The sequence below is a fragment of the Allobosea sp. 01N443 genome (assembly GCF_056399325.1).
Window position 1 is genome coordinate 15,911 of the sequence record NZ_JBFTRC010000051.1, and the last position, 14,061, is coordinate 29,971.

12 protein-coding genes are annotated in these 14,061 nt (G+C 65.8%); 7 read left to right on the forward strand and 5 right to left on the reverse strand.

The window, feature by feature from the left end:
• Positions 1–14: 14 nt before the first annotated feature.
• Positions 15–1,283: a Gfo/Idh/MocA family protein gene (locus AC1DRP_RS15060; protein WP_476768863.1), complete on the reverse strand. Its 1,269-nt coding sequence runs from the start codon at positions 1,281–1,283 to the stop codon at positions 15–17.
• Positions 1,284–1,369: 86 nt separating this feature from the next.
• Complete coding sequence (locus AC1DRP_RS15065; protein WP_476768864.1) at positions 1,370–2,110, reverse strand: GntR family transcriptional regulator; 741 nt, start codon at positions 2,108–2,110, stop codon at positions 1,370–1,372.
• A gap of 415 nt (positions 2,111–2,525) precedes the next feature.
• On the opposite strand from AC1DRP_RS15065, the gene AC1DRP_RS15070 reads away from it, so the two are divergent.
• The 6 genes from AC1DRP_RS15070 (at position 2,526) to AC1DRP_RS15095 (ending at position 8,916) form a co-directional block, all read left to right on the forward strand.
• Complete coding sequence (locus tag AC1DRP_RS15070) at positions 2,526–3,812, forward strand: ABC transporter substrate-binding protein (protein WP_476768865.1); 1,287 nt, start codon at positions 2,526–2,528, stop codon at positions 3,810–3,812.
• 100 nt (positions 3,813–3,912) lie between these two features.
• Positions 3,913–4,761: a carbohydrate ABC transporter permease gene (locus tag AC1DRP_RS15075; protein ID WP_244523698.1), complete on the forward strand. Its 849-nt coding sequence runs from the start codon at positions 3,913–3,915 to the stop codon at positions 4,759–4,761.
• Positions 4,754–5,632: a carbohydrate ABC transporter permease gene (locus tag AC1DRP_RS15080; protein ID WP_476768866.1), complete on the forward strand. Its 879-nt coding sequence runs from the start codon at positions 4,754–4,756 to the stop codon at positions 5,630–5,632. The genes AC1DRP_RS15075 and AC1DRP_RS15080 overlap by 8 nt, the downstream gene beginning before the upstream one ends.
• Positions 5,633–5,643: 11 nt before the next feature.
• Complete coding sequence (locus AC1DRP_RS15085; RefSeq protein WP_476768867.1) at positions 5,644–6,684, forward strand: Gfo/Idh/MocA family protein; 1,041 nt, start codon at positions 5,644–5,646, stop codon at positions 6,682–6,684.
• Positions 6,684–7,760 (forward strand): Gfo/Idh/MocA family protein, encoded by a 1,077-nt coding sequence (locus tag AC1DRP_RS15090; protein ID WP_476768868.1) that lies wholly within the window; start codon positions 6,684–6,686, stop codon positions 7,758–7,760. The genes AC1DRP_RS15085 and AC1DRP_RS15090 overlap by 1 nt, the downstream gene beginning before the upstream one ends.
• A gap of 79 nt (positions 7,761–7,839) precedes the next feature.
• Positions 7,840–8,916 (forward strand): ABC transporter ATP-binding protein, encoded by a 1,077-nt coding sequence (locus tag AC1DRP_RS15095; protein WP_441491157.1) that lies wholly within the window; start codon positions 7,840–7,842, stop codon positions 8,914–8,916.
• A gap of 85 nt (positions 8,917–9,001) precedes the next feature.
• On the opposite strand, the gene AC1DRP_RS15100 is transcribed toward AC1DRP_RS15095, so the two are convergent.
• Positions 9,002–10,600, reverse strand: a complete 1,599-nt coding sequence (locus AC1DRP_RS15100) for an MDR family MFS transporter (RefSeq protein ID WP_476768869.1) — start codon at positions 10,598–10,600, stop codon at positions 9,002–9,004.
• Between the two features lie 86 nt (positions 10,601–10,686).
• Complete coding sequence (locus AC1DRP_RS15105; RefSeq protein WP_476768870.1) at positions 10,687–11,871, reverse strand: HlyD family secretion protein; 1,185 nt, start codon at positions 11,869–11,871, stop codon at positions 10,687–10,689.
• Between the two features lie 112 nt (positions 11,872–11,983).
• Here AC1DRP_RS15105 and AC1DRP_RS15110 point away from each other — a divergent pair, with 112 nt between their 5' ends.
• A complete protein-coding gene (locus AC1DRP_RS15110) occupies positions 11,984–12,631 on the forward strand; it encodes a TetR/AcrR family transcriptional regulator (protein ID WP_476768871.1) in 648 nt (215 codons plus the stop codon).
• Between the two features lie 88 nt (positions 12,632–12,719).
• Here the strand turns inward: AC1DRP_RS15110 and AC1DRP_RS15115 are convergent.
• A partial coding sequence (locus tag AC1DRP_RS15115) for an aminotransferase-like domain-containing protein (RefSeq protein WP_476768872.1) occupies positions 12,720–14,061 on the reverse strand: 1,342 nt, incomplete at its 5' end.

Below are 14,061 nucleotides of genomic sequence, written 5' to 3' on the forward strand. Positions count from 1 at the left end.
CAACCCCGCGCGGATCAGATCTGGATGCCGTCCGGCAATCCGCCCAGTTCCTTGAGCGTGATCGGCCGGCCCTGCTTGACGCTGGCCATCGCGGCCGCGCCGCACAGCATCGACATGGCGCCGGCCAGTGCCCCGGCGCGCTGCCCGAGCGGGTCCTTGAGGCCGGGGCGCAACAGCATGTCGCGCAGGCGGTCGTCGCCACCGAAATGGCCGCCGCTGGCATGCGGCACGCGGATGCGCTCGGCCTTGCCGAAATTCCGCATCAGCATGATCTCGTCGTGGTCGGGCACCTCGAAGGCCTGGCGCTCGTACTGGCGGATCTCGATGCGGCCCTTGGTGCCGTTGAAGGCGAGGTGGTGCCCCTCGATCGGCATGAAGGTGTTGAGCGAGTAGGAGGCGATCACGCCGTTCTCGTAGCGCAGCATCGCCGTCATCGTATCGGGAATGTCGATATCCTCGCGATAGACGCAGCCATCGCGGAAATAGCCATCGACCTCGGCGGGCTCGTCATAGAGCGCCGTCAGCCAGGGATCCTTGCTGATGTCGAGATGGAAGTCGCATGCGACGGTATGCGCGCAGGTCTGGCAGCGCTCGCCGCGGAACGGGCCATTGCGGCCGTAATGGCGCTGCGTGCCGAAAGCGGAAACCTCGAGCGCGGTCGAGTCCAGGTACCAGTTCAGCAGGTCGAAATGATGGGTCGACTTGTGCACGAACAGGCTGCCGGAATTCTTCTCATAGGCGTGCCAGCGCCGGAAGTAGTCGGCGCCGTGCTTGGTATCGAGATACCAGTGGAAATCGACCGAGGTGACGGTGCCGATGGCGTTCTCGAGCAGCAGCTGCTTGATCCGGGCGGCAGTCGGCGCGAAGCGATAGTTGAAGGTCACGTCGATCTGCCGTCCGGTGCGGATCTCGGCCTCGAGGATGCGGCGGCATTTCTCCGGCGTCGTGGTCATCGGCTTTTCCGTGATGACCCGGCAGCCGGCCTCCAGCGCCTTGATGATGATGTCGTCATGGGTGTCGTCGCGGCTGCAGACGATGACGATCTCGGGCTTTGCCACGGCGAGCATCGTGTCGACATCGGTATAGATCGGCGCATTGGTGCCGATCTCCTGGCGGGCATGGCTGGCGCGCAATTCGTTGACGTCGCAGATCGCGACGAACTCGGTGCAATCGCGCCAGCCGGCGAGGAGCTCGCGCCCCCACATGCCGGCTCCGCGGTGGCCGGTGCCGACCAGGGCCACGCGATGGCGTTCGTCACTCAAGGTCATCGCCGCATCCGTCATGTCTGCATTTCCTCGTCAGTCTCTTGTTTTTTGAAACCCTCCGGATCACCGCGCCGGGCTTGATCGCCGGCTGCAATGACCGGCCGTCAGACGAAATAGTCGGGATGGGCGACGCGCAGCCGGGCCAGGTCGGGGATGACCACGTTGAGATGGGTCTGCATGGCCTCCCGCGCGGCCTCGACGTCATGCCGCGCGATGGCGTCGCGGATGACCTCGTGCTCGCCGATGACCTGGTGCATGCGGCCGGGGACCGGCAGGGTCAGCCGGCGCGCCCGGTTGATCTGGACCTTCACCTGGCGCAGCAGCTTCCAGATGCGGGGATAGCCGGCGATCAGCGCGATCGCCTCGTGGAAGGCTTCGTCCGCCGCGTGGAAGGCGTCCATGTCGCCGATCTCGGCCAGCATCCGCTGGTTCGCCAGCTTGGCGTCGAGCTGGGCGATGTCGGCGACGGTCGCGATCTCGGCCGTGCGCTTGATCGCCGTGTCTTCAAGGGCCAGCCGGATGACCTGCGCCTCGGGGATTGCGCTGAGCGGCACATGCGAGACGAAGGTGCCCGATTGCGGGAAGATGTCGACGAGTCCGTCCTCCGAGAGGCGGATCAGCGCCTCGCGCACCGGCGTCTTGCTGACCCCGAATTGCTGGGTCAGCGCCTTCTCCTGCAGGGGGGTCCCGGGGGCCAGGTGCATGTTGACGATGGCCTCGTAGAGCTCGTCGTAGATCACCGTCGCCGTGGTGACGCGTCGCTGCGGCGGACGAAGGCCGGACTTCGCCGACCGCCCCCGCGGGACGGGCCCCTCCGCCGTTTCATGCTCCCCCTGGCGTTCCATCGCTCTCGCCTGTTCGGCCTGTGCAGCACCGCTCAAGGCGGTTTTGACATACTAGTATCTTAGTGTATCAGTTTATCAAGGCTCAAAGGAAGGCGCTTGGTTGGAACGCCACAAAACCAGCTCGCTACCGCTCGAAGCGCATGCCCGTCCGCGCTCATCCGTCTGTTGGGCATGACGGGGCAGGGTTCGCTACACTTGCGGGCTGGGATCGAGGCCGCGCTCGTGCAAGCATGGGCGGATACAGCTCGCCGCCTGACACCAGCTCCGACGACTGCAGACGCTTTGATGCCTGAAGTATCTTTGACGCCCGAAGTAGGTTTGACGTCCGAAGACTTCCGCGCGCACCGGCGCGCCAAGAACAACAAGTTCAAACAAAAACAAAATCTGGAAACGCACCAATCGAGGGAGAAAGTCGATGAGCGCCTATTCTGTTAACCGTCGAGGGTTGCTTGGCGCCGGCGCCGGTATCGCTGCTGCTTCGCTGCTGGGCCTCAAGCCCGCAGCTGCGCAGCAAAAGGACATCAGGGTATTCTGGTGGGGCTCGCAGGAGCGTGCCGACCGTACCAACCGGGCCGTCGATGCTTACAAGAAGGCGAATGCCGGCATCGAAGCCAAGACCGAGTTCGCCGGCTGGAGCGATTACTGGCCGCGCCTCGCCACACGGGTCGCCGGGCGCAATGCGCCGGATCTGCTCCAGATGGACTACCGGTACATGTTCGAATACGCCCGCCGCGGCGCGATCGTGCCGCTGGACCAGTACATCGGCAACGCGCTCAAGATCGAGGATTTCGGCAAGGCCAATCTCGAATCCTGCAGTGTCGACGGCAAGCTCTTCGGCATCAATCTCGGCGTGAACTCGTCCTGCGCCGTGTTCGATCCGGCGGCATGGGAGGCGGCTGGCGCCGCTCCGCTGGCGTTCGGCAACAGCTGGGACGAGTTCGTCAGCAAATGCGCGGCCTTCGCAAAGGGCAACAAGCGCAAGAAATTCTACGCCACCATGGATGCCAGCGGCCATGAGCCGGGCTTCGAGCTCTGGCTCGTGCAGAACGGCAGGGCGCTCTATGGCGAGGATGGAAAGCTCGCCTTCGACGAAAAGGACGCGGGCAACTGGTTCAAGCTCTGGGCCGAACTGCGCAAATCGGGCGGCTGCGTACCGCCGGATGTCCAGGCCCTCGACAAGTCGACGCTCGACACCTCGACGCTCACGCTCGGCTATGCCGCGACCGCGTTCCCGCATTCCAACCAGTTCGTCGGCCTCCAGCAGCTCAACAAGGCCAAGCTCGACATCACCGCCTTCCCGGTCACGGCGGGCGGCAAGCCGGGGCAGTATCTGAAGCCGTCGCAGATGTGGTCGATCGCCTCGGATTCGAAGAACCCCGAGATCGCGGTCAAACTGGCGAACTTCACCGTGGCGGAGGCGGGCGGCGCAAAGATCCTGGGCGTCGAGCGCGGCGTGCCGRCATCCTCCGGCATGCGCGAACTCCTCGGACCGGACTTGGACGAGGTCAGCAAGAAGGTCGTCGATTATATCGGCAAGCTCGGCCCCTACACGGCCAAGCTGCCGCCATCTCCACCCAAGGGTGCCGGCGAAGTCGCCTTCGTCCTGGAGCGGGTCAGCCAGGAAGTCGCCTTCGGTGTCTCACCGGAAGAGGGCGGCAAGAAGTTCGTCACCGAGGCCGCGTCGATCCTCAAACGCGGGTGACGCGATGGTGTCCTTTACCGCAGGTGACGCGGTAGAAAGGCGCCCGGCGAAGCCCGGGCGTCTCAGCCGCTTCTTTTTCGCCGGCAACGGCGCGGGCTACATGTTCCTCGCGCCCTGGCTGATCGGCTTCCTCGGTCTGACCCTCGGCCCGGCGCTGGCCTCGCTCTACTTGTCCTTCACCGACTACGACCTGCTGCAGTCGCCCAAATTCGTCGGCATGGACAACTATGTCCGCATGGCCACGGGGGACGCGAAATTCGCGGCGGCGATGAAGGTGACCTTCATCTATGTCATCCTCTCCGTGCCGCTGAAGCTGATCTTCGCTCTGGCGCTGGCCATGGCGTTCAACCGCGGCATCAAGGGCCTGCCGTTCTACCGCGCGGTGTTCTATCTGCCGTCGCTGCTTGGCGGTTCGGTCGCGATCGCTGTGCTCTGGCGCCAGCTCTTCGCTGCCGACGGCCTGGTGAACTCGGTGCTCTCGGTCTTCGGCATCGACGGTCCGAGCTGGATCTCCAACCCGAACTACTCGCTCTACACGCTGGTCGTGCTCTCGGTCTGGCAGTTCGGCTCGCCGATGATCATCTTCCTCGCCGGCCTGCGCCAGATTCCGCAGGACATGTACGAGGCGGCGAATATGGACGGCGCCTCGAAGGCGCGGCAGTTCTTCAGGATCACCTTGCCGCTGCTGACGCCGGTGATCTTCTTCAACTTCGTCATCCAGACGATCGACGCGTTCAAGGCCTTCACGCCGTCCTTCATCATCTCCGCCGGCACGGGCGGGCCGATCAACTCGACGCTGTTCTACACGCTCTACCTCTATCAGGAGGCCTTCGGCTTCTTTCGCATGGGCTATGCCTCGGCGCTCGCCTGGGTGCTGGTGCTGATCATTGCCGTCTTCACGACCTTCTCGTTCCTGTCGGCGCGCTACTGGGTGCACTATGATGAATGACGCCGCGCATGCCGCCCCGCCCGGCGATACGCCGGAGCGGTCCATCCTGCACTCCGTGCTGATCCACTCGCTGCTGATCGGCGTCTCGTTCCTGATGCTCTATCCGCTGCTCTGGATGGTATCGGGCTCGGTGCGCCCGGCCGACGACATGTTCGGCGGGCAGACCTCGCTGATCCCGTCGCAGGTGACGCTGCAGGCCTACAAGACCGGCTGGTTCGGCCTGCAGGTCAGTTTCGGCACGTTTTTCCTGAACTCGCTGGCCATTTCGGTGCTGGCGACGATCGGCAACGTCATGGCCGCCTCGGTCACGGCCTTTGCCTTCTCGCGGCTCGAGTTCTTCGGCAAGAGCTTCTGGTTCGCGTTGATGCTGGGCACGCTGATGCTGCCCTATCACGTGACCCTGATCCCGCAATATGTCCTCTTCCTGAAGATGGACTGGGTGAACACCTGGCTGCCTCTGGTCGTTCCGAAATATTTCGCGGTCGACGCCTTCTTCATCTTTCTGATGGTCCAGTTCTTCCGTGGCCTGCCGCGTGAACTCGACGAGGCGGCGATGATGGATGGCTGCAGCGCCTGGCGGATCTACTGGAAGATCGTGCTGCCGCTCTCGCTGCCGGTTCTGGCGACCGCCGCGATCTTCTCCTTCATCTGGACCTGGGAGGATTTCTTCGGGCCGCTGATCTATCTCGGCGACATCCACAGCTACACCGTGCAGATCGGCCTGCGCTCGCTGATCGACTCGAGCGGCACCTCGGACTGGGGAGCGCTGTTTGCGATGTCGGTGCTGTCGCTGATCCCGATCTTCCTGATCTTCCTGTTCTTCCAGCGGCTGCTGATCGAAGGCATCGCCACGACCGGCATGAAGCGCTGAGGATGCCCGTGATGAGAGTGCTGAACTTCGCCGTGATCGGCATCAACCACGACCACATCCATGGTCAGATCGGCGCGCTCCGGCGCACCGGTGCCACCTGCGCCGGCTTCTACGCGGCCGAGGACGATCTCGCGGCCGCGTTCATGGCCAGGTACCCGGAGATCCCGCGTGTCACTGAGGCGGCCCGGCTCCATGAGGACCGGGCGATCGACCTGGTCGTGAGCGCTGCCGTTCCCGCCGACCGCGCCGCGATCGCGATCACCGCGATGCGCCACGGCAAGGACGTGATGCTGGACAAGCCGGGGGTGACCAGTCTGGCCCAGCTGCATGAGGTCAAGGCGGTGCAGGCCGAGACCAGGCGGATCGTCTCGATCATGTATTCCGAGCATTTCGAGGTGGCGGCGACGGTGAGGGCCGGCGAGCTGGTGGCGGCAGGCGCGATCGGCGAGGTCGTCAACCTGATCGGCATGGGCCCGCACCGGCTCCGCAAGCCCGAGCGCCCGGGCTGGTTCTTCGAGCGCGAGCGCTATGGCGGCATCCTGACCGACATCGCCTCGCATCAATGCGAGCAGTTCCTGTTCTTCGCCGCAGCCGACGACGCCGAGATCCTCTCCGCCTCGGTCGGCAACCGCGCCAATGCCGACCGGCCTGGCCTGCAGGATGTCGGCGACATGCACCTGCGCACGCAAAATGGCGTCACCGGCTATATCCGCGTCGACTGGTTCACGCCCGACGGGCTGCCGACCTGGGGCGATGGCAGGCTGACCATCATCGGCACGCAGGGCACGATCGAGCTGCGCAAGTATGTCGACATCGCCGGCCGTCCGGGCAAGGACCATCTTTTCCTCGTCGACCGCAGCGGCATGCAGCATATCGACTGCTCGGCTGTGGAGCTGCCCTATGGCCGCCAGCTCGTAGCCGACGTCTTGGACCGGACCGAGACGGCGATGCCGCAGGCGCGCTGCTTCAAGGCGATGGAGATCGCCCTCAAGGCTCAGCACCTTGCCGAGACCGGCAGGCTGCCGAGCGCATCGTCCCAAGAGGCTGCCTGATGAGTGAAGTGAAATCCGTCGCGGTGGTCGGCTGCAATATCGGCCGCTCGCATATCCTCGAAGGCTATGCGCCACGGCCCGAGCGCTGGCGCCTTGCCGCGGTCTGCGACCTCAATCAGGAGCGGCTCGACAAGGTCGCCGACGAGTTCTCAGTCGAAAGCCGTACGCAGCATTTCGACGAGCTGCTCGGCCGCGACGATATCGACGTCATCGATATCGCGACCCCGCCGGCGACCCATCTCGAGCTCGTTACGAGGGCGCTCGCCGCCGGCAAGCATGTCGTCTGCGAAAAGCCGCTGGTCGGTTCGCTCTTCGACGCCGACCGCCTGCTCACGGCGGAGGCGCAGAGCGGGCGCATCCTGATGCCGGTCTTCCAGTACCGCTATGGCGACGGGGTGCAGAAGGCCAAGCGCATCATCGATTCCGGCATCGCCGGCACACCCTATCTCGGCACGGTCGAGACCCATTGGAAGCGCACGGCCGCCTATTACGACGTGCCATGGCGCGGCAAATGGGAGACCGAGCTCGGCGGCGTGCTGATGACCCATGCCATCCATATCCACGACATGCTGACCTATTTGATGGGGCCGGTGGCGAAGCTGTTCGCCCGCGCCGTGACGCGGGTCAACGCCATCGAGGTCGAGGATTGCGTCGCCGCCTCGCTGGAGATGCAGAGCGGCGCCCTGGTCGCGGCCAGCGCGACGCTGGGCGCGCAAAACGAGATCAGCCGCTTCCGGCTCTGCTTCGAGAACGTGACCTTCGAGAGCGGCGGCGGCTGCTATTCGCCCGGCGACGATCCCTGGACGGTCCTGCCGGCGAATGACGCCGTGGCGGCCCGGATCGAGGCGTTGCTGGCCGACTACCAGCCGGTCGGACGGCGCTTCCTCGGCCAGATGGATGCGTTCCACGAGGCCTTGAACGGGCGGGCGCCGGTTCCGGTGACGATCGCCGATGCGCGCCGGGCGCTGGAACTGGCGACGGCCTTCTACCAGTCGGCGCAGACCGGCGCGGATGTCTCACTGCCGATCGGGCCGGATCACCCGAAATACACGAGCTGGCGCCCGAACGGGCACTGAACCGGGACAAGAACACCAGGACCGATCGCTGTCACACGGCCGGAACGGCGGGGCTGATCGGCAAGATGGGGAGGACGAGATGGCGACGAGCATCAAGCTCAACAAGGTGGTGAAGCGCTACGGCGCAGTCGAGGTCATCCACGGCATCGACCTTGCGATCGATCCGGGCGAGTTCGTCGTCTTCGTCGGCCCCTCGGGCTGCGGCAAGTCGACCTTGCTGCGGATGATCGCCGGGCTGGAGAAGATCACCGGCGGCGACCTCCTGATCGACGGCGAGCGCATGAACGATGTCCCGGCCTCGCAGCGCGGCATCGCCATGGTGTTCCAGTCCTACGCGCTCTACCCGCACATGACCGTCTACAAGAACCTGGCCTTTGGCCTGGAGACGGCCGGCTACAGGAAGGCCGAGATCGACGAACGCGTGCAGCGTGTCGCCAGGATCCTGAAGATCGAGAGCTATCTGCAGCGCCGCCCCCGCGCCCTGTCCGGCGGCCAGCGCCAGCGCGTCGCCATCGGCCGGGCGATCGTGCGCGAGCCCAAGATCTTCCTGTTCGACGAGCCGCTCTCCAATCTCGACGCCGAGCTGCGCGTGCAGATGCGTGTCGAGATTGCCAAGCTGCACCAGGACCTCGGCAACACGATGATCTACGTCACCCATGACCAGGTCGAGGCCATGACCATGGCCGACAAGATCGTGGTGCTGCGCGACGGCATCGTGATGCAGGCCGGCGCGCCGCTCGAACTCTATAACCGGCCGGCCAACCAGTTCGTTGCCGGTTTCATCGGCTCGCCGAAGATGAACTTCCTGGCGGCGCGCGCCAGCGCTGCGGCCAACATGATCGAGGTCGCCGGCCGCAATGTCTCCCTCGATGCGGCTCTGGCCGTGCGCCAGGACGAGCCGCTGACCTTCGGCGTCCGCCCCGAGCATATCGCGGTCGGCGGCGAGGCGGGCGAAGTGCTCGGAGAGGTCAAGGTCCAGCTCGTCGAGCATCTCGGCGGCGGGACCGTGCTTTACGCCACCACGGCGGGAGGCGAGAATCTGACGATCTCGGCCGCCGGGCAATTGCGCGTCCGGCACGGCGAGAATGTGCCGCTGCGCATCGACCCGTCGATCTGCCACGTCTTCGACAGCCAGGGCATGGCGCTGCGCAGCTGAGCGAGGCGGCCGAGCCCGAGCTTCACACGCGCCGAGGACGAGAGGGAGATGGGCGTCGGCATCCACTGCTTCGGGGCAGGGCGTTTCAATGCGCGGCCGCTGCACCGCCGCCTTGGCCCTTCCTGGCGAACAGGACCACGATCGCGGCGAGGACCAGGATGATGCCGATGACGGCGAAGGTGTCGCTGAAGCCGAGCACCAGGGCCTGGCGCTTGACCGTCTTGCCGAGCGCGATGACCGCCTGCTGCTGCGCCGCCGCATGGTCGGAGATGCCATGCGCCATGAAGTAGTTCGTCATCTGGTCGAGGCGGGTGCGGACCTCCTCGCGGAAGGGCGTGACCGCCTGGCCGATGATGTTGGAGTGGAACTGCTCGCGCTTGGTGATGATCGTGCCGAGCACCGCGGTGCCGACCGCGCCACCGAGATTGCGCAGCATGTTGAACAAGCCCGACGCATTGGCGGCGTCCTTCGGCTGGATGCTCATCATCGCGATCGCCGTCAGCGGCGTGATCACCATGGACTGGCCGACGGCGCGCACGACATTGGGCCAGAACAGCTGGTCGCCGGAATAGTCGAGCGACATGTGGATGTTCATGAAGCAGGAGGCCGCAAACAGCGAGATGCCGACGAAGGTGATGTAGCGCACGTCGAAACGCTTCATCAGCATCGGGACGAGCGGGATCAGCAGGAGCTGCGGCAGGCCGGTCCAGGCCAGCACCTTGCCGATCTGCTCGGCATTATAGCCCTGCACCTGGCCGAGATATTGCGGCAGCACATAGACCGAGCCGAACAGGCCGAAGCCGACGAGGACATTGGCGATCGTGCCGACGGTGAAATTGCGGTTCTTCAGCAAGGAGAGGTCGACGAGGGGCTTCTTCACCCGGAGCTCGATCCAGATGAAGGCCGCCAGGAACACGACCGCGATCGCGGTGAGGCGGATGATGAAACTCGACTGGAACCAGTCCTCCTTGTTGCCTTCCTCGAGCAGGGTCTGCAGCGCCGACAGGCCGATCGCCATCGTGGCGATGCCCGCCCAGTCGCCTTCGCGCAATAGCCCGAGCTGCATGGGCTGGTTTTCCAGCGTGAAGGCGAGGGCGATCACCATCGCGATGCTCGGGATGGTGTTGATGAAGAAGATGGTCTGCCAGCCGTAATTCTCGGTCAGGTAGCCGCCGATGGTCGGGCCGATGGCGGGCGCGAAGGTCACGGCCAGCGCGAACATCGCCARGCCCATCGGCTGCTGCGACTTCGGCAGGCGCGTCACCACCATGGTGAAGGCCATGGGGATCAGGACGCCGCCGGCAAATCCCTGCAGGCCGCGCAGCGCGATCATCTGGCCAAGTGTGGTGGCGAAGGCGCAGGCCATGGAGAACAGCGCGAAGGCGACCGTGCTCCAGATCATGTAGCGCTTGAACGAGAACACCCGGCTGAGAAAGCTCGTCAGCGGGATGACGATGATCTCGCCGATCAGGTAGGAGGTCGAGATCCAGGCGCCGTTGTCGACGCCGGTCCCGATGCCGCCCTCGATGTCGAGCAGCGAGGCATTGGTGATCTGGATGTTGAGGATCGCCATGAAGGCGCCGATCGCGCCGGCGATGATCGCGATCCAGGTGGAGAGGCTGGCCTTGTCCTGCGCGGGAAGAGCCTGCGGGAGGACGGCGGCAGTCGGCGTTTGGTTCGGCATGACCCAGCTCCTTGCAAGCCAGGCGCGCGTGCCGGAAGCATGCTCCTCAAGACCGGGGCGCGGCCTTGCGACATGCTCAGGATCGGCTAGCGCGCGTCCGCCACGACATCGGCGTTCGAGACCTTGGTGTTGATCGTCGGCACGACCGACATGCCCGGGCGCAGATCGCCCGCCAGGCCATGGCCGGCGTCGAGCACGATCTTAACCGGAACGCGCTGGACGACCTTGGTGAAGTTGCCGGTCGCGTTGTCCGGGGGCAGCAAGGCGAATTCCTGGCCGCTGGCCGGCGCGATGCTGTCGACATGGCCCTCGACCTTGACGCCCGGGAACATGTCGACCTCGACCTCGACCGCCTGGCCGGGCTTCACCCCGGTGAGCTGCGTCTCCTTGAAGTTCGCGACGATATAGGTGCCGGCGAGCGGCACGACCGCCATGAGCTGCGTGCCGGCCTGCACGTACTGGCCGATGCGCAGCGTGCGGTTGCCGACGACGCCGTCGACCGGGGCGGTGATCTCGGCATAGGACAGGTTGAGTTCGGCCTGGCGCTGCACGGCCTCGTCACGCGCGACGGTCGCCCGTGCCTGGGCGAGATCGGCCTTGATCAGGTCTACCTGCTTCTGCGCTGCGGCGAGCGCTGCCGTGTCGCGGTCGGTTGCGGCGCGGGCAGCCGCGATCTTGGCAACGGCGGCCTGCGCGTTCTGCACGGAGCCGTAGCCGGTCCTGGCCAGGTTCGTGTAGCGGTCATTGTCCTGCTCGGCGAAGGTCTGGTTGGCCTTGTCGACCTCGACGGTCGCCCGGGCGGTGTCGATCAGCGATTGCTGGGCGTCGAGCTGGGCCTGCTTGCTGGCGACGGCGGCGTGGGCAGCCGCGACCTCGGCCTTGGCCTGGTCCAGCGCGACGCGGAGGTCGCGGTCGTCGATCCGGGCGAGGACCTGGCCGGCCTTCACCGGCTCGTTGTCGCGCACCAGCACCGCTCCGATATAGCCCGAGATCTTGGGGGCGATCGTGGTGCTGTCCGCCTTGACATAGGCGTCGTCGGTCGAGACCTCGAAACGGCCGGTCGTCCAGTAATCATGGCCCCAGGAACCGGCGCCAAGCAGAGCGGCCAGCGCGACGCCAGCAAGCGCCGCCTGGCGCAGCCTGCGCTTCGGCTGAACGGGTGCTGCGGGGGAGGCTGCCGCTTCGGCCAGCTTCTCCGCGACGATCCCCGGCACTGCCTCGTTGGCGGGGATGGCGCGTTCGGCGGAAATCCGGTCCTGATGGGTGCTCATCGCTTCAACTCCTGCAGGGCTGGGCGATCAGCCGTTCCTGCAATATGGAAACTTGATGTTTTCTAAAATAGTCGCTACCTTTCCTGTGTCAACGATAATTTGGAAAACCGTCATGGTACAAATTCACGAAACGGTGAAGCGCTGCCGCGGACGGCCACAGACCCGGCCCGACGAGGAGACGATGCGCCTGATCGTCGAGGCTGCGGACCGTGAGTTCCAGTCGAACGGCTATGCCGGCACGAATATCAAGGCGGTGGCGGACCGGGCCGGCGTCTCGACCAAGACGCTCTACAAGCTCGTGCCGACCAAGGCCGGGCTCTTCGAGGCGACGATCCGCCTTCGCATCAGCCGCTTCCTGCTCGATCTGGACGACGAGGTCGGCGAGGAACTCGACCYGCGCGAGGCGCTGGAACGCATCCTGTTCGCCTTCGGCGTGCTGACGCTGAGCGCCGAGACGATCGCCATCAACCGGCTCGTCATCGGCGAGTGCGGGCGCTTCCCCGAGGTCGCGCGCGCTTTTTACCAACTGGCGATCGTGCCGGTGAACGGCGTCATCGAGGCCTGGCTGACGCAGCAGAAGGACAAGGGCACGCTTCGCATCGACGATGTCCATATCGCGTCGGGCATGCTGCGCGGCATGATGATCATGGAGCCGCAGCGCACCGCGATGATGGGGCAGCGCGCCGCACCGCATCGCGACGAGATCGCACTTCGCGCCCGGCAATGCGCCGAGGTCTTCTATAACGGCTGCAGGATGTGAGGCGCCGAGATCTGACGGAGAGGGGGGCTTGGCCGGGCCTGCCTGCCGGTCCCTGGACACAGAGTGCGCATGAGCGGCCGCGCGTCGCTCATTCCGTCGAGTCGAAGTCGTCCTCCCCGCCATTCAGCATCGCGGCCAGTGTGCGCAGGCCGGTATCGAGCTGATCCATCGTCGGGGAGGCCAGCGCCAGCCTGACGGCGTTGGGCGCATGGCCGGGGCTGACGGCGAAGGTCGAGGACGGCGTCAACGCGATGTCGCGCCTGGCTGCCGCCGCGACGAAGGCCTGCGAGCGCCAATGCGCCGGCAAGGTCAGCCAGAGATGATAGCATTTTCCGTTGGTCCGGATGTCGAAGCCGGAGAGACGGTCGGCCGCCAATCTCTGGCGCGCCCGCGCGTCGAGGCGCTTCAGTCTCGCAAGCGCGGCAACGGTGCCGTCGCCCAGCATCCGCTGCGCCGCCGCAAACGCAAATCCCGAGGCGGTCCAGCCGCCCGCGCGCACCGAGGCCGCCACGCTTTCCCGCAGGCGCGGGGGCGACGCGATGAAGCCAAGCGTCAGGCCGGGCGCGACCTTCTTGGAGAGGCTGTCGATGACGATGCAGGACGCGGGCGCCAACGCGGCAAGCGGTGGCTGATCGTCGAGGAAGCCGTAGACATTGTCYTCGATGACCGGAAGCGCGAGTTCCTCGACAACGCGCAGGAGATCGGCTCTGCGCGCCGCATTCATCGTCATGCCCAGCGGATTCTGGACCGCCGGCTGAACATAGATGGCCGAGAGCTGGGCCTCGCGATGCGCCGTTTGCACCGCGTCGGGCCGCAGGCCGTCTTCGTCCATCGCCAGCGGCACCAGCGAAATCCCGAGCCGGGCGGCGATGCTCTTGATGAAGGGGTAGGTCAAGGCCTCCACGCCGCAGCGGCCGCCCGCTGGAACGACCGCAGCGAGCGCTGCGGCAAGGCTCTGGCGGCCATTGCCGGTGAACACGAGCTGTTCGGGCGAGGCGGACCATGCGCCCTGCGACAGATACGTGGCTGCGACGCCTCTCACCGCCGGCGTCCCGATGCTGGTCGCCTGTCGCAACGCGGCATCCAGCGCGGCAGGATTGTCCAGGCCGCCCAGGCTCTTGGCGATCAGCGCGGTCTGGTCGGGAAGGATCGGGTAATTGAACTCGAGGTCGATCCGGCTGCCATGCGGCTCGCCTGGCGCCGCCACGCCACGCCTGGCATCGCCTGAGATGAAGGTGCCCCTGCCGACTTCGCCGACGACGAGGCCGCGGCGCAACAGCTCGGCATAGACGCGGCTCGCCGTCGAGACGGCGATCGCGCGGTCATAGGCGAAGCTGCGCTGCGGCGGCAGGCGGTCGCCCGGCTTGAGCGTGCCGTCGGCGATCTCCGCGGCGATCGCGTCGGCGAGCTTCAGATAATCGGATTTCGAC

Excerpts from the sequence above, each read along its gene's own strand:
- AC1DRP_RS15060 (WP_476768863.1), bottom strand. The coding sequence starts at position 1,283 with ATGACGGATGCGGCGATGACCTTGAGTGACGAACGCCATCGCGTGGCC.
- AC1DRP_RS15065 (WP_476768864.1), bottom strand. The coding sequence starts at position 2,110 with ATGGAACGCCAGGGGGAGCATGAAACGGCGGAGGGGCCCGTCCCGCGG.
- AC1DRP_RS15075 (WP_244523698.1), top strand. The coding sequence starts at position 3,913 with ATGTTCCTCGCGCCCTGGCTGATCGGCTTCCTCGGTCTGACCCTCGGC.
- AC1DRP_RS15080 (WP_476768866.1), top strand. The coding sequence starts at position 4,754 with ATGAATGACGCCGCGCATGCCGCCCCGCCCGGCGATACGCCGGAGCGG.
- AC1DRP_RS15085 (WP_476768867.1), top strand. The coding sequence starts at position 5,644 with ATGAGAGTGCTGAACTTCGCCGTGATCGGCATCAACCACGACCACATC.
- AC1DRP_RS15090 (WP_476768868.1), top strand. The coding sequence starts at position 6,684 with ATGAGTGAAGTGAAATCCGTCGCGGTGGTCGGCTGCAATATCGGCCGC.
- AC1DRP_RS15095 (WP_441491157.1), top strand. The coding sequence starts at position 7,840 with ATGGCGACGAGCATCAAGCTCAACAAGGTGGTGAAGCGCTACGGCGCA.
- AC1DRP_RS15105 (WP_476768870.1), bottom strand. The coding sequence starts at position 11,871 with ATGAGCACCCATCAGGACCGGATTTCCGCCGAACGCGCCATCCCCGCC.